The sequence below is a fragment of the Kribbella sp. NPDC004875 genome, assembly GCF_042873375.1.
GTDB lineage: Bacteria > Actinomycetota > Actinomycetes > Propionibacteriales > Kribbellaceae > Kribbella.
Genome location: NZ_JBIALI010000006.1, coordinates 516024 through 533555, shown reverse-complemented (window position 1 = coordinate 533555; position 17532 = coordinate 516024). Strand labels below are relative to the sequence as shown.

Sequence of the window (17532 nt, the reverse complement as noted above, 5' to 3'; positions counted from 1 at the left end):
CAAATCCATGACTCGCATCGCCATCGCCGGCGCCGCCCATCCGCACGTGGCCTACGCGACCGCCGAGGTCGATGCGGTCGCGGAGTACCAGCTCGTCGGGGTGGCGGACCCGGACCGGGCGACCGCCGAGCGCTCGGCGACGCCGTACGAGGCCCAGGTGTTCACCGATCACCAGGAGATGTTGCGCGAGGTCGCGCCTGACGTCGTGATGGTGGCCGGGATCTACGGCGACCGCGGCCGGGTCGTCGTCGACGCCTTGGAGGCGGGCTGCCACGTGATCGCCGACAAGCCGCTGTGTACGTCGCTGGAGGACCTCGACGCGATCGCCAACGCCGCCCGGCGTACCGGCCGGCACGTCACGCTGCTGCTCGAGAAGCGGTACTACCCCGTCACGCTCGCCGCGCTGGAGATCGTGCGCTCGGGCCTGCTCGGGACGATCCACGGCGTGACGTCCTCCGGCCCGCACAAGCTCAACCGCCCGACTCGGCCCGACTGGTTCTTCGACCGCGCGCGGTACGGCGGCCTGCTGAACGACCTGGCCGTCCACGACATCGACGCCGCGCTGCTCTTCACCGGACTGACGAGCGGCCGGGTGAGCGGCGCGATCGCGGACAACTCGTACGGCGTCGCGAGTCTGACCGGCGCCAGGACGGTCATCTCGGCCGCGGTGGACTGGATGAACCCGGCGGGGTCGCCGGTGCACGGTGATTACCGGATGAAACTCATCGGCACCAAGGGCACGGCCGACCTGCTGTGGGCCCGCGGGCGGCTCGTCCTGACCACAGGCGAGCTGGCGCCGCACGACGTACCGCTGCCGGATGGATTCCGCCCCGCGGAGCTGCCACTGCAGGCGCTTGCCGCGGGCAACGAACCGGACATCACCACCGCTGGCGGCCTGCTGGCCACGCGGATCGCGCTGCTCGCGCAGCAGTCCGCCGAGAGCGGCGGCGTACCCCTTGCCTGGACGACAACCTGAGAGAGGTCCTATGCGTTTCGCCCTGATCGGTGCCGGCGTGATCGGCGCCGTGCACGCTCGCCTCATCGACACTCTCGGCGACGATGCCACTCTGGTCGCCGTCGTGGACCAGAGCCCGGATCGCGCCGGCAAGATCGTCTCGGAGTACGGCGGGCACGCGTACGCCACCGCGGCCGAGGCGTACGCCGCGGAGGAGATCGACGCGGTCGCGATCTGCCTGCCCAGCGCGCTGCACGCGGACAACGCGATCGAAGCTCTGCACGCCGGGAAACAGGTGATCGTCGAGAAGCCGGTCGACATCACACTCGCCGCCGCGGACCGTCTGATCGCGGCTCAGCGCGAGACGGGCCGGACAGTCGCGGTGATCAGCCAGCGCCGCTTCCAGCCACCGGTCACCCAGATCCGGACCGCGATCGACAACGGCGCCCTCGGCCGGGTCACCTCCGGGATCGCCGAGTCGGCGTTCTTCCGCCCGCAGTCGTACTACGACGGCGACGACTGGCGCGGCACGCTCGCGGTCGACGGCGGCGGCGCACTGATGAACCAAGGCATTCACGCGCTCGACCTCCTCGTGTGGATGCTGGGCCGCCCGGTCCAGGTGAGTGCGCAGACCGGCCGGCTCGCGCACGAAGGCATCGAGGTCGAGGACCTCGCCGGCGCCTCGATCCGCTTCGAGAGCGGCGCGATCGGGCTGATGCTCGCGAGTACGGCGGCCTACCCGGGCCGGCCGGTGCGATTGACGGTCCACGGCGACCAGGGAACGGCGGTCCTCGACGACGACCAACTCGCGTACTTCGCGTCCGCAGAAGGCGCCCGACCTGACGCACCCGTGGTGGACGGGCCGGACGGCTGGGGACCGACCGAGCTCGCGCACCTCGCGCAGTACCGCGACTTCGTCGCCGCCGTCCGCGACGGCCGCGAGCCCGCGGTGACGCTGGAAGCCGGCCGCCGGTCGCTCGCCACCGTGCTCGCCGTCTACGAATCCGCCCGGGAAGGGCGTCCTGTCGAACTGGAAGAGGACTGACCCATGCCGCTGCGCGTCGCCCTGGTCGGCACCGAGAACAGCCACGCCGACCACATCATCGAGCACCTGAACGTCGACCCGGTCGCCGACACCGCACGCATCGTGGCGCTGGTCGGCGCCGACGACGAACGCAACCGCAAGCTCGCCGCCACCGGTGGCATCACCCAACTCGTGCCGACGTCGGCCGAACTGATCGGCAGTGTCGACGCCCTGATCGTCACCAACCGCGACGGCGCCCAGCACCGCGAGCACGCCGTACCGTTCCTCGACGCCGGGATCCCGGTCTGGGTCGACAAACCCCTGGCCGCCGGTACGGCGGATGCGCGCGCGATTCTCGAAGCGGCACAGCGCAGCGGCACCGCGGTGACGTCGTACTCGGCGGTGCGGTGGGTCGCGGACGCCGACGCGGTGGCCTCGGCCGACGTCGGCGAGATCCAGACCGTGACGGTGACCGGGCCGGCGGATCCGGACAGCGAGTACAGCGGGATCTTCTTCTACGGCATTCATGCGGCCGACCTCGCGCAACGACTGGCGCCCGGCGAACCAGGCCCGGTCGAGGTCGAGCGGGTCGGGTCGACGGTGGTCGTGCGGTACCGGAGCAACGGCGTACTGGTCACGTTGCAGTTGGTGAAGCCTACGGACGACGGGCGGGTCCCGTTCCACGCCGAGGTCGTCGGACGGACGGGGCTGGCGAGCCGCGACCTGACGCTCGGGGCGGACTACGTCGTACCTGGTCTGAAGGTGTTTCTGGAGATGCTGGAGAGCGGGCGCCCACCGCTTGACGACGCGACGATGCTGGCTCCGATCACGGTGCTGGAGCAGGTGTGAAGCGTCTCGTCCTGCCGCTCGCGCTGCTGCTTGCCGTTGGCTGTGTGACGCCTGCTGTCGCCGACAGCGGTACGCCGACGGTCACGATCGACTCGCCGGTCGACGGCGCCCGGGCGTTGACCGTCCATGGGCACTACAGCCAGGTGTCGGACATCCAGTTGGTGGTGGACGCGCAGCGGACCGTGCCGGTGACGATGGACGCCGCTACCGGGACGTGGAGCGCGACTGTCGACGTGAGCGACGCGGACGGGACGGTCGGGCTGGCGGCCTACGGCAAGAATCTGCAGACGCTGTACAACCAGTGGTCACAGTTCATCTCGGTGCCGGTGCACAACCCGGGCGCGGCGAAGCCGGTGGTCGCGGTCGTTTCGCCGGCGATGGGCGCCACGGTCGGCGGAGCTTTCGAGGCGACGGTCCAGGTCAGTGGAGCCGCCCGCCCGCTGCGGCGGGTCGAGGCGCGGATCAACGGTGGGGCGTGGCGGACCGCCGTCCACGTGCCTGGGCCGGGTGATCGCTATCGGGTGCGGCTCGACGCGGGCAAGGGGTTCGCCGGTGTGGAGGCGCGCGCGGTCGACATGGCCGGGCGGGTCGGGACGTCGGCCAGCACTTACATGTCGGTGGGCGGAGCCGTGAAGCCGACGCAGCAGCTGTACAACCAGGATCGCGCGATGTGGTTGTGGGAGCAGAACTCGTACCCGGCGGTGTTCGACCAGGCAGCTCGCGACAAGCTCGGCCGGGTCATGGACGACACGTCGACCTTCGGATCCGATCCGGTGCGGACCGTGTACGTGGGCGTCGCGGCGTACGGCGGGAAGGACATGCTGCGTGACTCGCGGAGTCAGGTGGCGGCGTTCGTCCGGTGGGCGCGTGGGCGTGGCTATCACGTACAGGCGGTGATCTCGGGCGGCACCGTGCCGCCGTACCTGGGTGCGTTGCCGCAGTACCAGGATCGGGCGGTCGCGGAGTTCACCAAGGTACTCGACTACAACCTCGCGGTCGGGGCGGATGCACGCTTCGACGGGGTGAACGTGGACATCGAGCCGTACCTCCTGCCGCAGTGGAAGGAGCCGGGGACGACGCTGCCCACGCAGTGGCTCGACTCGCTCGCCGAATTCATGCAGTTGCGGGACGCGTCCGGCCAGCAGTCGCTCGTGGGGCCGGCGATCCCGTTCTGGTTCGACAGCTCGGACTGTTGTACGGCGATCACGTGGCACGGGAAGACCGCTCCGCTGAGCGACCACGTGCAGGACCTCACCGACTACGTCGCGCTGATGGACTACACGGACACCGCGCCCGGGATCATCTCCCGCGCCTCGCACGAGATCGCCTACGGGAAGCCGCTGTCGGTCGTGATCGGAGTGGAGTCGAAAGACCTGTCCGGGACCGGCGATCCGGAGTCGGTGACCTTCTACGAGGAGGGACGCACGTACATGGAGTCCGAGTTGGACAAGGTGTACGCCGCGGAGGCGGGCCAGCCGTCCTTCGCCGGGATCGCGATGCATCACTACGGCAGCTTGCTCGTGCTGCCGTCCGCGTGGGGTGCGGGCGGCGTGTACTACCCGGAGTAGCCCTCACATACCTGTGGTGCCGGCCGTTCCACAGGTATGGACAAGTACGAGCGACGAGTAGCCAAAGCCGATTGGGACAGTGTTGCGGCCTCGGCGAACGACCTCGGGTGTGCGCTGCTCCCACAGTTGCTGACGCCTGCCGAGGCCGCGGGGATCGCCGGGCTGTACGACGACGTACGACGGTTCCGGGCGACGATCGACATGTGTCGGCACCGGTTCGGCGAGGGGCAGTACCGGTACTTCGATCGGCCGTTCCCGGAGGCCGTGGACGCGTTGCGGCAGGCGCTGTACCCGCGGTTGCTGCCGATCGCGCGCGACTGGTATGCCAAGCTCGGTCGCGAGGCGGAGTGGCCGGACACGCTCGACGAGTGGCTCGAAATCTGCCACCGGGCCGGGCAGAACCGGCCGACGCCGATCCTGCTGCGATACGGCGAGGGCGACTGGAACGCGCTGCACCGGGATCTGTACGGCGACAAGGTGTTCCCGCTCCAGGTCGTGATCAACCTGAACTCGCCTGGCGTGGACCACACCGGCGGCGAGTTCCTGCTGGTCGAGCAACGCCCACGCGCCCAGTCCCGGGGCACGTCAACGCTGATTCCGCAGGGGCACGGGTTGGTCTTCACGACTCGCGATCGGCCGGTGCGGTCGGCGCGGGGGTGGTCGGCTTCGCCCGTGCGGCACGGGGTTTCGGTGGTTCGGTCGGGGAGGCGGCACACGCTGGGGCTGGTTTTTCATGATGCTCAGTGAGATTTGGGTTCGCGTTTATTCGAACGTATGATCGAGGGCATGAGTGAGTGTCCGGTTGAGTCGGCGGGCTCGCGGCCGTCGGCCGGGCGAGCGTCGTTGTCGGTCGTGCCTGGTGGCGCTGAGTTCTCGGCGCTGCGGGATCGGTTGCGCGACGAGGCGCGGGTGGCGGCGCGGTTCGGGTTGTTGGCGCGTGACGACGTACCGGATGATCCTGATCGTGGTGTCGGGTTGTTCGAGGCGATCGCGTTTCAGGACACGTCGGAGCTGAACGACTCCGGGTGGCTGGATCGGGTGGAGATGATCGGCCGGACGGAGGCGCGGCTGGCCGCCCTGAAGGCGTCCGCTGTGGCGGGGTACGAGGCCTCCCTGCGTGGCGTGTCCGCTGACCTTGGACATCGCCACCCCGAGCCTGGGGATCGGGACGCGGAGCCGGGTGAGCGTCGATGGGTGGCTGGGGATCTGCGGTCGACTGCTGATGAGCTTGCGCTGGCCTGGCAGCTGCACAAGGGTGCCGCGACCGCGCGGATTCATACATCGTGTGAGTTGGTGCACAACTTTCCTGCGACGTTGCGAGCGTTGGCGGAAGGGGAGCTGACCGAGCGGGCGGCGTTCACGATCGTGCGGGAACTGTCGGTTCTCGATGACCCGGCTGAGATGGCGGCGGCCGAGGCCGCGGTGTTGGAGTGGGCCAGCGAGCACCCGCTGCAGAGGATCAAGCAGGAGGCTCAGCGTGAGGCCGCGCGGCGGTCCTCGACCGCGCGGAGCAAGGCTCACGCGCGGGCGATGGACGAACGGTCGGTGCGGATCTTCCCGACCAGCGACGGTACTGCGGAGCTGATCCATACTCAGGATGCTTTGGATGCGGCCGCGGTGATGAACAGCCTGACGCGTGCTGCGAACCGGTGTCGCCGGAATGGTGATCCGCGGACTATGGATCAACTGCGGGCTGACATCGCGTTGAGTCGGCTTCTGCCTCGGAACAAGGCTGGTGGTGCTCCGGAGGACGTCGGTGAGGCGTCTGTGGGTGCCGAGGCAGCGGTTGTGATCCATGCAACCGGCGCTGAGATCCGGGCGTTGGTCAACGGTGCGAGCGACACCGGTGGTGTGGCCGAGCACCATGGTCCGATCCCTCAGGAGTCGTTGCGTAAGCACCTCACGCGGGTTCTGACGCGGAGCCTCCTCGGTGACGCCGGGAGTCCGAGTCGATCGCGGCTTGCTCTTCGGCTCATTGACGAACCGCCGGCTGGGACCCCAGAGAGGTACACGCCGAACGCGGCGACTGATCGCTTCGTTCGGTTGCGCGATCGCACCTGTCAGTTCCCTGGGTGCAACCAGCCTGCTGAGTTCGCGGACATCGACCATCGGGTCGCCTTCGCGGCCGGTGGCCGGAGCAACACCGATAATCTTCACTGTCTTTGCCGACATCACCATCGACTGAAGCACGAGGGCGGATGGGCAGTCGCTTCCGATGCCGACGGAACAACGACCTGGACCAGTCCTAACGGTCGGCGCTATCGCACGCCTCCGCCTGACTCCGATCCGCCTGACTCCGATCCGCCCGGCGATTCTGATCCGCCGTCTGATGCGAGCGTTACTGCCCCGGCCTGAACCGCCAGGTCGGGGAGGTCATTCGGCTGCGCTCAGGTCTGAGCAGATGTCCCACGCTGCCTCTTGAAGAAGGGCTGCCGTGTCCTGCTCCAGACCCTTCACCGGTGTGTCGACTCCGACCGGGTCTTCGTCGAGCAACGCGATGAGGAACACGCACGCCGCGAGATAACTACCCGCGAGGGCCGGGTGGCTGCTGTCCTCGTCGTGCAGGGCTGGTGCGTCGTGATGCTTCAGGAAGTGCTCCCAGACCATCCCGACCGGGATGAGCGTCGCGCCGAGCTCCGCTGCGGCCGCGCCGTACGCGTCGGTGAGGGCCCGCTGGGTCTCCGGTGCGTTGCGCCGCGCCCACGTCAGGTAGAACGCCGTACGGGCGCCGGCCGCGGTGATCGCCTCGCCGAAGTCGCGCGCGCTCTCCCGGAAGCGGGCCGGGCTCTTGATCGGCAGCGTGCTCTGCTCCTGCAGTACGACGGTGTCGAAGCCGCCGCTCGCGATCTCGTGCAGCGCCTTACCGGCGTTGAGATGCTGCCGCAGCGACGCACCACCCGCCGAGATCAGCTTGTGCTCGATCGAGATCCCACGCGCACCGGCCAGGCCCTTGATCAGCCCCGGCAGGTTGTTCCGCGAGGTGAAGCTGTTGCCCACGAAGAGAATCCGCACGAGTTGGACGGTACTACTGGACCGGCCGGAATGGGTTTGACCAGCCGAGGCCCCGGGCTGTTGGCTGGCGGGATGAGTGGGCTTCGGATCGTCCCGGTCGCGGACGACGTCACGCTGCAGGACTGGCAGCGGGTGCACAACGAGATCATCCCGACGGCCCCGCTGTCCCTCGACGACATCCGGGAGCGCCGGACCCGGAACGTGCTCGAGGTGGCGTACGACGGCGACGTCCTGGTCGGATGCTCGACAGTCCGGCCGCCGGACGAGGACACCGCGGCCGCCGTGGTGATCGCGCGGGTACTGCCGGAGTACCGGCGCCGGGGATTCGGCGCCGCGATCTACGCACACTGCCTGCGGCGCGGACGTGAGCTCGCCGCCGGCATCGAGACCCATATCCTCAGCAGCAACACGGACGGCCTGCGCTTCGCGAAGTCGCACGGCTTCGCCGAGGTGGAGACCTACCTGCTGCCGGGCGACACGATTCCCTTTGTCGAACTACGGTTGGGCGAGTGACCATGCGCTTCAGTGTCAACATCCCGAACTTCGGCGACTTCGCCGACGCCCACACGGTCGCCCGGGTGGCGACAGCCGCCGAGGAGGCCGGGTGGGACGGCCTGTTCGTCTGGGACCACGTGGTGCACAGCAAGGAGCGGCGCCGCGGGCAGGCGTTCGGCGATCCGTGGATGCTGATGACGGCGGCCGCGCTCGCGACGTCCCGGATCAAGCTCGGTCCGCTGGTGACTCCGGTCGCGCGGCGCCGGCCCGAGCAGCTCGCGCGGCAGGTCGCGACCCTGGACGCGCTGAGCGGCGGCCGGGTGATCTTCGGCGCCGGTCTCGGCGGCCCGATCGATGACGAGTTCGGCAGCTTCGGGGACGAGACGGATCCGAAGGTGCTCGCCGAGAAACTGGACGAGGGCCTCGATCTGATGGCGGAGTACTGGTCCGGCGCTCGGGTGAATCACGACGGCAAGCACTACCGCGCCGTCGACGTGGAATTGCTGCCGGCAACGGTTCAGCAGCCCCGCCCGCCGGTCTGGATCGCGGGCTACTGGCCGCGCAAGGCGCCGATGCGCCGCGCCGCGCGCTGGGACGGCGCCGTACCGCTGTTCACCAGCGCGAACCACGGTCAGGCACCTGCGGTCGAGGAGCTGCGGGAGCTGATCGGCTTCCTCGACGAGCAGCGCACGGACCGGAGTACGCCGTACGACGTGATCGTTGGCGGGATCAGCCCGGGAGACGCGGCCGGCGCGCGGGCGCTGGTCGAGCCGCTCGCCGCGGCGGGCGCCACCTGGTGGGACGAGCGGCAGCTGCTCGGCGGCACCGACTTCTACCGCCTGGACCCGGTACTGCGCCGGATCGAGCAAGGCCCGCCGACCCTCGGCTGACCGCTCGGACCACCGATTTAAGCTTGCACGCATGAGTGACGACCTTCCCTCCTGCTGCGCGCCGTCCCGCGGCGAGGCGTCCGCGCCTCCGCCGGCCCCGGCCGAGCGCGGCGAGCACCGGATCGAACAGGTCGAGCTCAGTGGCGGCGTGTTCGCGATGGGTAACCCCAACGGCGACGAGAATGCCGGTGACGGCGAGACCCCGGTCCACCAGGTCGAGCTCGCGCCGTTCAGCATCGACGCGACCAGCGTGACGAACGCCGACTTCGCGCGCTTCACCGACGCGACCGGCTACCGCACCGAGGCCGAGATCTTCGGGTACTCCGCGGTGTTCCATCTCGCCCTCGCCGCCGAGCCGGACGAGGTGATGGGCCCGGCCTCCGGTACGCCGTGGTGGGCCGGCGTCCGCGGCGCCGACTGGCGGCACCCGGGTGGCTCCCGGTCCGATCTCGACGGGCTCGACGAGCATCCCGTCGTCCATGTCAGCTGGAACGACGCCACGGCGTACTGCAAGTGGGCCGGCCGTCGGCTGCCGACCGAAGCGGAATGGGAGTACGCGTCCCGCGGTGGTCTCGAGGGTAAGCGGTACCCGTGGGGCGACGAGCTGATCGGCGACGACGGCGAGTGGCGGTGCAACATCTGGCAGGGCGAGTTCCCGCGGGCGAACACCGAGGAGGACGGCTTCCTCACCACCGCCCCGGTGCACACCTTCCGCCCGAACGGCTTCGGGTTGTGGCAGACGGTCGGCAACGTCTGGGAGTGGTGCGAGGACTGGTTCGGTCCGCGCTACTACAAGTTCTCCCCCGCCGAGAACCCGGCCGGCCCGTCGCTCGGCGCCGCGCGGGTGATGCGCGGCGGGTCGTACCTGTGCCACGACTCGTACTGCAACCGCTACCGCAACGCGGCCCGCTCGTCGAACACCCCCGAGTCCTCGATGGGCAACGCCGGCTTCCGTACGGTCGGTCTCACGCGTCCTGAGTGACGGCGGGCTGCCGCAGTCCCGGCGTGCTGACGGCGACCGCCGCCACCGCCGCGGCGCACAGCAACGCACCGGAGGCGAGGGACGCGACCGGTGAGGTGAGCTGCGCGACCACACCGCCACGCAGGTTGCCGAGGTCAGGGCCGGCCTGACCGACGATCTGCTCGGCGGCGCTGACGCGGCCGAGCAGCTCGGTCGGCGTGTGCAGCTGAACGATCGTGCTCCGCGAGACGACAGCGACCGTGTCCGCCGCACCGGCGACGGCGAGACAGGCCAGCGCCAGCCAAGGCACCGGCGAGAACGCGAACAGCAGCAACGCGATCCCCCACCCCGCCGAGCCGCAGAGCATCACCACGCCGTGCCGCGGCAGCCGGGTGAACGATCCGGAGAACAACGACGCAGCCACGCCACCCACGGCGATCGCGGTCAGGAACAGCCCGAGGGTCCGCGGGTTGTTGCCGAACCGCTCGGCGTTGACGACCGGGAACAGGCTGATCGGCATCGACAGCACGGTCGCGGCGAGGTCGGTGATCAGCGCACCCCGGATCACCGGCGTCGACGCCACGAACGTCAACCCGTCCCACACGCCACGCAGCCCCGGCTTGGCGGTCGTCCCGATCCGCATCCGCGGCAGCCCGAGTACGCCGTACAGCGCCGCCAGGAAACTGAGTGCGTCGATGAGGTAGCAGACACCGACGCCCCAGGCACCGATGATCAGACCACCCAGCGCCGGCCCGAGCAGCATCGCGCCCTGGAACCCGATCCGGTTCAACGCGATCCCGGCGGCGAGTTGATCGCGCGACAGCAACTGCGGCAGCACGGTCCGCGCCACCGGCCCGGCCGTCGCCCCGAACGCCGCCTGGACGGCGATCAGCGCCAGCAGCACCCCAACCGGGACGGGGCCGAACAGCAACTGACTCGCCATCACCGTCGCGACGAGCCATTGCCCGATGGTGGTGACCAGGTAGATCCGGCGCCGCTCGAGCCGGTCGGCGAGCGTGCCCGCGAAGAGGCCGAGGACGATCAGCGGCAATGCCTGCGCCAGCCCGACCGCACCGGTCCACGCCGGGCTCGACGTCTGGTCCCACACCTGGAACATCACCGCGACGAACGTCAACTGCCCACCGATCCCGGACAGCACCTGACCGATCCACAACCGGCGGTACGTCAGAACGCGGAGCGGTCCGAGGTCGATGAAGGCGCGCTTCACTCCGCCACGTCCGCGAGCTTGTCGGTGATGCGGTCGTGGAAGCTCTTCCGGCTCAACGCCGCCTCGATGTCGCGGACGACCTGGGTCATCGGGTACGGCAACTCGGCCTCCAGCTCGGCGATCGCCGCCTCGGTCGCCTGCCACTCCGCGGTCAGCAGCTCGACAAGCTTCTTCGACTTGGCCGTGAGCGTGACCTTCTTGCTCCGCGCGTCCGCTCCCGGCACGGTCCGGACCAGGCCGGCGGTGCGCATCGCGGACACCTTCTGGCTCAGCGCCGAGTGCGTCCGGCCGACGGTGTCCGCCAGCTCGGTGATCGTCAGCGGGCCTTTCAGGTGCAGCTGGATCAGCTCGCGGACGTAGCTCGGCTTCAGTCCCTTGATCTCCCGGTCGGTGTAGATCCGCCCGATCTCGTTGTCCATCCTGGCCAGCAACTCATGCAGCGGCCGCCACTGACTCTGCGCGGTGGGATCGTCCATCCCAAAATCATAACAGTACTTATATAAGCACTGTCGATTCAGCCCGCCGCCAGACCACCGCGTGCTGTCCACCCACCCGAACGAACCACGCGCCCGGGAAGACGGCGCCGTACACCTGCTCGAAGGCGGGCCGGCTCAGGTAGCGGTCGCTGACCCGGTGGTCGAGCCAGTCGCCGGTCCCGAGCCGGAAGATCTCCCAGGCATCCGCGGCGTTCCGGTGGATCAGGTTGCGGGCGAGCTTGCGCACCTCACCGCCGTACAGCCACCAGCGTGGATTCGCGGGGCGCGGCGACACCGTGTCGGCGAGGGCCGCGCAGCCGCCGACAGCGACGAGCGAACGGATGTGCCGCAGTACGGCGGGAAGGTCGGCCACGTGATGCAGGGTCGCGGAACTGGTGACGAAGTCGTACTGACCGGACACGTCGAGGATGCCGGACTCGAGATACGTCACGTTCGCTCGCGGACGCTTGCGCCGGGCGAGCCGGATCATCGGCCCGGAGAGGTCGATCGCGTCCACCTGATCGAAGTACTCGGCCAGTACCACGGCGTGCCGGCCGGCGCCGCAGCCGAGGTCGATGGCGCGGCGCCGGCGGGACGGGAGGACGGTCGGCAGCCAGTCGGCGACCGCGTCGGTGGTCAGCTCGCCGAGGCGGTCATACCGCTCCGCCAGGTGATCGAACGATTGGTCGCGCCTCATGGTGGTTGGATGCGGCACGGGCCGAAATGGTTGCTCGGATGCGGAGCGCCGCCGCGCCTGCCGTCAGCACGCTGATCAGGGCGACGACCGCGAAGCCGTACCGGGTGTCGAAGCGCCCGGTGACGACCGAGGCCATCAGCATGACGACGACGGTCGCGGCAAGGCCATACCCGTTCGCCATCCCGAAGGCGTGCCCGACCCGGGATTCCTCCACCGACGTCATCAGCAAGGACCGCGTCGCGATCCGCGCCTGCCCGAAGAGGAACGCACCGACCAGAACAAGAGACATCAACGCAGGTACGCCGAACAGCGGCTGCAGCGCGAACAATGCGCTGCAGAACAAGAAGCCGCCGACGGCCAACTTCAGATCACCGAGCCGCGCGGCCGACCGCCGATAGGTCGCCGCGGCGAGCAGGAAGCCCACGCCACCCAACGCGTCGACCACACCGAGAGCCGCCGGGCCGCGATGCCACTCCCCGATCAGCAGAACCGGCAGCAACGCATTGAAGACCGTCACGACGACAAGCCCCTGCCCGAACAAGACGACGAGCCCGCCCAGCGGGACGATGCCCACTCGACGCGGTACCGCCGCCTGGCCGGCAACCGGCTCCGGAGACGGACGACCGGTCCCGACCAAGTAGACGAGCACGGCGGACACCAAGAACGTCAGCGCGTTGAAGGTGAAGAGCGGCCGCGGACCGAAGTACTGGAGGGCCAGGCCGCCGACCGACGCGGACAGCAGCATGCCGGACTGCAGAGCGATCTCGTAGTGCGCGTTGAAGCGCCGGAGTTGCCCGGAGGCGACGCGCTCACGGATCAGCGCCGCACTGGCCGGCGTGAACTGCGCGGCGATGACCGCCAGCGCGAAGTTGGTCGCATACACGAGCGGCTGCTGACCCACGCCCAGCGCGAGCCCGACCGGCAAGGCGAGCGCGGCTGTCGCGCTCACCAGGTCGCAGACCACCCACAGCCGGCGCCGGTCGAAGCGGTCCGCGAGCCGGCCGAAGTACGGGGAGAGGAGAGCCTGCGGTACGGCGACGGCGATGAACAGCCACCCGACGTCGAGCATCGAGCCCTGCGCGCGGACGAGCAGCAGCGCGGCGCCGAGGAGCTGGATGTTGTTGCCGAGGGACGTGATGAACGCTGCGGGCAGCAGCAGACGGGGTCTCGAGGTCACGACGGCAACGCTGCCAGCAAACCCTGACAAACGATGGCAGTGATTAAAGCCGCAACCGCAGTCGCGCTCGCGGACACCAGAGCCGGGCATCGGGAGCTTGCACATGTTGCGGGGGGTGAGGACCAGGTATTACCTGTCCGCGGCAACCAATCCCCCTCCACGGGCCCCAGTCCCCTGCCCAGACCCCACTCCCCTGCCCGGACCCCAGATCCCCTGCCCGGACCCCGCCTCTCGTCCTACGCGCGGGACGGGTGCGTCGGCCGGGCGTTGGTGCGGGCGGTTGTCGTGGGTCTGCAGTTCGACAGGAGGTGTCATCTGGCGGGGTAGTGCAGGGAGCCTGGGCGGACTCGCGTGTACGGCGTACAGCGGGTGCACTACCTGTCGAGCTGCAGCGAGAGGGTGCCGTCAGGAGAGGGAGGGGGTGGCGGCTTGGGCGATGAGAAGTTTGGGGGGTGTGGTGAGGCCTACTGACCAGATGTTGTTGTCGCGTGGGTAGAGGAGAGTGGTGTTTCCTGCCCAGACCGGCTGGTCGTCGACGGAGTTGGGTTCGGGTGGGTGGGTGATCCGGCGCGTGGTGAGATCGAGTACGGCCAGGCGCCAGGTGCCGTTGGCAACCTTCTGCTTGTAGGCGATTCGGCGACCGTCCGGGGAGACCGAGGGGCATTCGACGTTCTCGGCGATCGCGGTGCCGCGGTAGGCGCGGAAGCCGGCCTCGATCAGGTACGTCTTCCCCTTGCTCGCCATCGTGACGTAGAAACGGTCGCCGTCGGCACCGAAGGTGATGCCCCAGTAGTTCACGTCCGAGGCGAAGTATCGTTTGCCGCCGACGAAGACGGCCAGTTCCTCGACGGTTTTCACCAGTCGGCCGGTGTCGACTTCGTAGAGACCGGTGCGGGTGGAGAAGCCGGTGGCGGCGTACGAGTCGCCGGTGACGAAGAGGGTCCAGTTCACGAAGCGGCCGTCGGGTGAGACGCGGGCCCGGCTCGGGGTTCCGGGGAGGGTGTCGCGGTGGCGTTCGTGGAGGTTCGCGTCGAGGACGATCAGTTCGGTCAGCGGGGGTAGGGACCCGGGCTTGAGGCGCAGGCAGATCGCTGTGCCGTGGGCTGCGGCGAAGCGGTCGCAGTGCAGGTCGCCGACTCGCCGGGCCGCGGCTGGATCGCCGATGGGTACGGCGGCCAGTTTGCCGGCCTCGGGGCCCGGGGCGAGGTTGCGGAAGAACAGGGTCTTGCCGTCGAGCGCCATGGGTTGACCGGTGACGACTGGTACGGCGTTCTCGGTGGCACCGCCGTCGCGGGCCTGGACGACGTACGTGATCGCACCGCCGACGAGCGCGAGAAGGCCGATCGCGGTGGCGAGGAGCCGGCGGGTCATCGGCGTACCTCCAGGGGTTTGAGGATGGCGGCGGCGATGGTGACCGCGAGCAGTGCAACGGTGATCGCGAGGATCGCCGGACGGAGGTCCCAGAGCGTCCAAAGCAGGCCGACGGTGACGGCCGCGGCCATGCGGGCGAGCGCTTGGCCGGTTTGGAGTACGGCGAGACCGCTCGCGCGGAGGTGTTCGGGGAGGAGCGGGCCGACTGCGGCAGGGAGCACACCGTCGGTGGCCGCGTAGAAGGTGCCGTGGAGGACGAGGACGAGCCACCAGGTGCCGACGGGTCCGCAGACGGCGAGCAGGGCGAGGACGAGGGCGAGGTGGCCGCCGAGAAAGACCTTCCAGCGTCCGATGCGGTCGCCTAGGCGGCCGAGCGGGATGGCGAGCAGGAGGAAGGTGCCGGCGGTGCCCAGTGGGAGCAGAGGAAAGAGGCTGGTCCCGATGTCCCACCGGCGTTGAACGGCGAGATAGACGAACGAGTCGGTGATGGCGAACAGCCCAAGAGCGGCCGCCCAGAGGCAGGACCGGCGAAAGGCGGAGTCCCGGAGCAGGCCGAGAACCGGCAACCGGGACGGCGCGAGGCGGGCGGATGGAGGCGCTGACGGGAGTTGGGGTGCGGCGTGGTCGCGGACGAAGGTGGTGAGAAGGAGGACGGCGCAGACGGCTAGGGAGAAGCTGGTGACGAAGACCGAGTCGTAGTCGCCGAGGCTGGCCCACAGCACGGCCGTCGCCACCAGCGGACCGAGGAACGCGCCGACCGTGTCGAGCGCGCGATGCACGCCGAACGAGCGTCCCAGCGTCTCCGGCGCACTGCTCAAGGAGATCAGCGCGTCCCGCGGTGCCGTCCGGATGCCTTTCCCGGCCCGGTCGACGGCCAGGACCGCGCCGATCGCCGGCACCGCGGACCCGGCGGCCAGGAAGCCGAGCTTCGAGACCGCCGAGAGCGCGTAGCCGATGCCGGCGACGGTCTTCAGCCGTCGCCAGCGGTCGGCCACGTGTCCGCCGACCAGCCGCAGTACGGCGGTCGCTCCGGCGTACAGGCCGTCGAGGAGGCCGAACTGCAAGGGGTTCAGCCCGAGGCCGAAGACCAGGTACAGCGGCAGGATCGCGGTCACCATCTCGGCCGACACGTCGGTCACCAGACTCACGAGGCCGAGGGCAACCACATTCCCCGGGACCCGCCGCAGCGGAGTCCGCAGCGGGCCGACGGATGCGAGGTACATCAGTGGCAGGTGTACGTCGGGCTGCTGTCCAGGACCTTGCCGTCCAGACCGATCAGCTGACTGGCGAACGTCGTGTCGGTCAGCGACAGCTTCAGCACCCCGAAGTCCGAGATGATCTTGGCGGTCGCCGGATGCGCGGCGTGCACCGGGTAGAGCGGCGCGCCGCCCATGCCGCCGATGATTTGCGTCGGGCCGTTCGGGTCGCGCTCACCGTCCGCGTTCTGGGGCAGGAACCGTTCGTAGTGGTGGTCGTGACCATTCAGGATCAGATCGGTCTTGGCCGACACCAGCGTCTGCCACAGCGGATCGGCGTCCGGGTTGTCACCGTGATCCCCCGACGAGAACCGCGGGTGATGGTAGTACGCCGCGATACAGCCCTTGGTGTTCTTCGCCAGGTCCTGCTTCAGCCAGGTCAGTTGCGCCGGCTCGCGCAGGTCCTCCTTCACGAAGTCGTTGGAGTCCAGCGCGATGAAGTGCCAGTTCCCCATCTCCCAGCTGTAGTAGTTCTTCCCGGCCGGCGTCGCGATCGAGCCGAAGTACTTGTGGTACCCCTCGTACGGCGTGTCGTCGTACGTCTCGTGGTTGCCGGGAATCGGGTGCGTGATGCTCTTGAACTTCCCCCACGTCTTCGCGTAGTAGTTCTGGAAGTCCGCGTAGTGCGCGTCGTCGTACTGGTTGTCGCCCATCGTGATCACCGCGGCCGGGTTCATCGCCTCGACCAGCTTGGCGGTCTTCGGATGCACACAGCTCGAGTCGGACGCGGTGCAGCGGTCCGCGATGTCGCCGGCCGCCGCGAGGACGAACCCACCGGTCCCGCCGGCGCCGGTCGTCACGGTCAGCGCCGCGGTCTCACCGGACACGTTTCCGGCCAGGTCGCGCGCACGAATTGTGTAGCGGTACGCCGTGTTCGCGGTCAGCCCAGTGTCGTTGTACTGCGTGTTCGGCGTGGATGCGACGACCTTCCCGTCGCGAAGGACGTCGTACCCGCTCACTCCGACGTTGTCGGTTGCGGCGGACCAGCCGAGCGCGACGGATGTCGCCGTGGTGCCGGTGCTCTTCAGGCCGGTCGGGACGGTCGGGGCCTGGGTGTCACCGGTCGAGTCGGTCGTGCCGTACACCTCGATCTCGAAGAGCGAATAGCCGTACGACGTCGCGCGCTGGGTGCCGACCAGTCGCAGGTACCGGCCGTGCCCTTGCAGGCCGGTCAGGTCGTCGGTCGCTCCGTTGCCGTTCGCAACCTCCTTGACGGTGCTGAAGTTCGTGCCGTCGTCGGAGACCTCGATCCGGTACGCCTTCGCGTACGCGGCTTCCCAGGTCAGCGTGACCCGGCCGACGGTGGCCGCCTGGCCGAGGTCGACCCGGATCCACTGTGGATCGGTTCCTTCGGCGCTGGCCCAGCGGGTCGACGGGTCGCCGTCGACCGCTTTCGTGGCGGCCAGGGAATCGCCTTCGATGCTGGAAGCAACGACCGGTCTGCCCTGCGACAGCAGGGCGTCGGCGGTGGTCCGGGCGTCGGCGGCCGAACCACCGAGCGCGGCCAGCAAACCGACGGGGAGCACCAGCGCGAGCAGGCGCAGTTTCATGGGATACCTCCGGGGGCGCGGAG

Annotated in this window: 17 protein-coding genes; 9 read left to right on the top strand and 8 right to left on the bottom strand. The window is 69.3% G+C overall.

All coding sequences use genetic code 11. The features are described 5' to 3' along the window. Positions 1–7 precede the first annotated feature (7 nt). Genes ACFYRH_RS33060 through ACFYRH_RS33035 form a run of 6 tightly spaced genes read left to right on the top strand, consistent with a single transcriptional unit; the run spans position 8 to position 6751 of the window. Positions 8–976, top strand: a complete 969-nt coding sequence (locus ACFYRH_RS33060; RefSeq protein ID WP_387783508.1) for a Gfo/Idh/MocA family protein — start codon at positions 8–10, stop codon at positions 974–976. Between the two features lie 10 nt (positions 977–986). Next, a complete protein-coding gene (locus tag ACFYRH_RS33055) occupies positions 987–2000 on the top strand; it encodes a Gfo/Idh/MocA family protein (protein WP_387783506.1) in 1014 nt (337 codons plus the stop codon). 3 nt (positions 2001–2003) lie between these two features. After that, positions 2004–2828: a Gfo/Idh/MocA family protein gene (locus ACFYRH_RS33050; protein ID WP_387783504.1), complete on the top strand. Its 825-nt coding sequence runs from the start codon at positions 2004–2006 to the stop codon at positions 2826–2828. After that, positions 2825–4396: a hypothetical protein gene (locus tag ACFYRH_RS33045; protein WP_387783502.1), complete on the top strand. Its 1572-nt coding sequence runs from the start codon at positions 2825–2827 to the stop codon at positions 4394–4396. The genes ACFYRH_RS33050 and ACFYRH_RS33045 overlap by 4 nt, the downstream gene beginning before the upstream one ends. 36 nt (positions 4397–4432) lie before the next feature. Next, positions 4433–5143 (top strand): 2OG-Fe(II) oxygenase, encoded by a 711-nt coding sequence (locus ACFYRH_RS33040; protein WP_387783500.1) that lies wholly within the window; start codon positions 4433–4435, stop codon positions 5141–5143. 27 nt (positions 5144–5170) lie between these two features. Next, positions 5171–6751, top strand: a complete 1581-nt coding sequence (locus tag ACFYRH_RS33035; protein WP_387783498.1) for a DUF222 domain-containing protein — start codon at positions 5171–5173, stop codon at positions 6749–6751. A gap of 18 nt (positions 6752–6769) precedes the next feature. Here the strand turns inward: ACFYRH_RS33035 and ACFYRH_RS33030 are convergent, their stop codons facing one another. Then, positions 6770–7408: a hypothetical protein gene (locus ACFYRH_RS33030; protein ID WP_387783496.1), complete on the bottom strand. Its 639-nt coding sequence runs from the start codon at positions 7406–7408 to the stop codon at positions 6770–6772. Between the two features lie 72 nt (positions 7409–7480). On the opposite strand from ACFYRH_RS33030, the gene ACFYRH_RS33025 reads away from it, so the two are divergent. The 3 genes from ACFYRH_RS33025 to ACFYRH_RS33015 are packed head-to-tail and all read left to right on the top strand — an operon-like array spanning position 7481 to position 9775. Then, the gene (locus ACFYRH_RS33025; protein WP_387783494.1) at positions 7481–7921 is read left to right on the top strand and encodes a GNAT family N-acetyltransferase; all 441 of its coding nucleotides are present in this window, start codon (positions 7481–7483) and stop codon (positions 7919–7921) included. Between the two features lie 2 nt (positions 7922–7923). Then, a complete protein-coding gene (locus tag ACFYRH_RS33020) occupies positions 7924–8793 on the top strand; it encodes an LLM class flavin-dependent oxidoreductase (RefSeq protein WP_387783968.1) in 870 nt (289 codons plus the stop codon). Positions 8794–8824: 31 nt separating this feature from the next. Continuing rightward, entirely contained in the window at positions 8825–9775 is a 951-nt protein-coding gene (locus ACFYRH_RS33015) for a formylglycine-generating enzyme family protein (protein ID WP_387783492.1), read from the top strand. On the opposite strand, the gene ACFYRH_RS33010 is transcribed toward ACFYRH_RS33015, so the two are convergent. The 7 genes from ACFYRH_RS33010 to ACFYRH_RS32980 form a co-directional block, all read right to left on the bottom strand. Further along, positions 9759–10982 carry an MFS transporter gene (locus ACFYRH_RS33010; protein ID WP_387783490.1) on the bottom strand — a complete coding sequence of 408 codons (1224 nt, stop codon included), beginning with the start codon at positions 10980–10982 and terminating at the stop codon, positions 9759–9761. The genes ACFYRH_RS33015 and ACFYRH_RS33010 overlap by 17 nt on opposite strands. Continuing rightward, a complete protein-coding gene (locus ACFYRH_RS33005) occupies positions 10979–11458 on the bottom strand; it encodes a MarR family winged helix-turn-helix transcriptional regulator (RefSeq protein WP_387783488.1) in 480 nt (159 codons plus the stop codon). The genes ACFYRH_RS33010 and ACFYRH_RS33005 overlap by 4 nt, the downstream gene beginning before the upstream one ends. A 19-nt stretch (positions 11459–11477) precedes the next feature. Next, on the bottom strand, positions 11478–12155 hold the full coding sequence (locus tag ACFYRH_RS33000) for a class I SAM-dependent methyltransferase (RefSeq protein ID WP_387783486.1): 678 nt from the start codon (positions 12153–12155) through the stop codon (positions 11478–11480). Next, positions 12112–13332, bottom strand: coding sequence for an MFS transporter (locus tag ACFYRH_RS32995; protein WP_387783484.1), 1221 nt, complete (start codon positions 13330–13332; stop codon positions 12112–12114). Before ACFYRH_RS32995 ends, ACFYRH_RS33000 begins: the two co-directional genes overlap by 44 nt. 405 nt (positions 13333–13737) lie before the next feature. Continuing rightward, positions 13738–14703 carry a hypothetical protein gene (locus ACFYRH_RS32990; protein WP_387783482.1) on the bottom strand — a complete coding sequence of 322 codons (966 nt, stop codon included), beginning with the start codon at positions 14701–14703 and terminating at the stop codon, positions 13738–13740. Continuing rightward, on the bottom strand, positions 14700–15926 hold the full coding sequence (locus ACFYRH_RS32985; protein WP_387783480.1) for an MFS transporter: 1227 nt from the start codon (positions 15924–15926) through the stop codon (positions 14700–14702). Before ACFYRH_RS32985 ends, ACFYRH_RS32990 begins: the two co-directional genes overlap by 4 nt. Next, positions 15926–17509, bottom strand: coding sequence for a discoidin domain-containing protein (locus ACFYRH_RS32980; RefSeq protein ID WP_387783478.1), 1584 nt, complete (start codon positions 17507–17509; stop codon positions 15926–15928). The genes ACFYRH_RS32985 and ACFYRH_RS32980 overlap by 1 nt, the downstream gene beginning before the upstream one ends. Positions 17510–17532 lie beyond the last annotated feature (23 nt).

Bases quoted from the DNA above. Each gene is read 5' to 3' on its own strand.
- ACFYRH_RS33015 (WP_387783492.1), top strand. From the start codon at position 8,825: ATGAGTGACGACCTTCCCTCCTGCTGCGCGCCGTCCCGCGGCGAGGCG.
- ACFYRH_RS32980 (WP_387783478.1), bottom strand. From the start codon at position 17,509: ATGAAACTGCGCCTGCTCGCGCTGGTGCTCCCCGTCGGTTTGCTGGCC.
- ACFYRH_RS33055 (WP_387783506.1), top strand. From the start codon at position 987: ATGCGTTTCGCCCTGATCGGTGCCGGCGTGATCGGCGCCGTGCACGCT.
- ACFYRH_RS33040 (WP_387783500.1), top strand. From the start codon at position 4,433: ATGGACAAGTACGAGCGACGAGTAGCCAAAGCCGATTGGGACAGTGTT.
- ACFYRH_RS33005 (WP_387783488.1), bottom strand. From the start codon at position 11,458: ATGGACGATCCCACCGCGCAGAGTCAGTGGCGGCCGCTGCATGAGTTG.
- ACFYRH_RS32985 (WP_387783480.1), bottom strand. From the start codon at position 15,926: ATGTACCTCGCATCCGTCGGCCCGCTGCGGACTCCGCTGCGGCGGGTC.
- ACFYRH_RS32990 (WP_387783482.1), bottom strand. From the start codon at position 14,703: ATGACCCGCCGGCTCCTCGCCACCGCGATCGGCCTTCTCGCGCTCGTC.
- ACFYRH_RS33025 (WP_387783494.1), top strand. From the start codon at position 7,481: ATGAGTGGGCTTCGGATCGTCCCGGTCGCGGACGACGTCACGCTGCAG.
- ACFYRH_RS33060 (WP_387783508.1), top strand. From the start codon at position 8: ATGACTCGCATCGCCATCGCCGGCGCCGCCCATCCGCACGTGGCCTAC.
- ACFYRH_RS33020 (WP_387783968.1), top strand. From the start codon at position 7,924: ATGCGCTTCAGTGTCAACATCCCGAACTTCGGCGACTTCGCCGACGCC.
- ACFYRH_RS33050 (WP_387783504.1), top strand. From the start codon at position 2,004: ATGCCGCTGCGCGTCGCCCTGGTCGGCACCGAGAACAGCCACGCCGAC.
- ACFYRH_RS33035 (WP_387783498.1), top strand. From the start codon at position 5,171: ATGATCGAGGGCATGAGTGAGTGTCCGGTTGAGTCGGCGGGCTCGCGG.
- ACFYRH_RS33000 (WP_387783486.1), bottom strand. From the start codon at position 12,155: ATGAGGCGCGACCAATCGTTCGATCACCTGGCGGAGCGGTATGACCGC.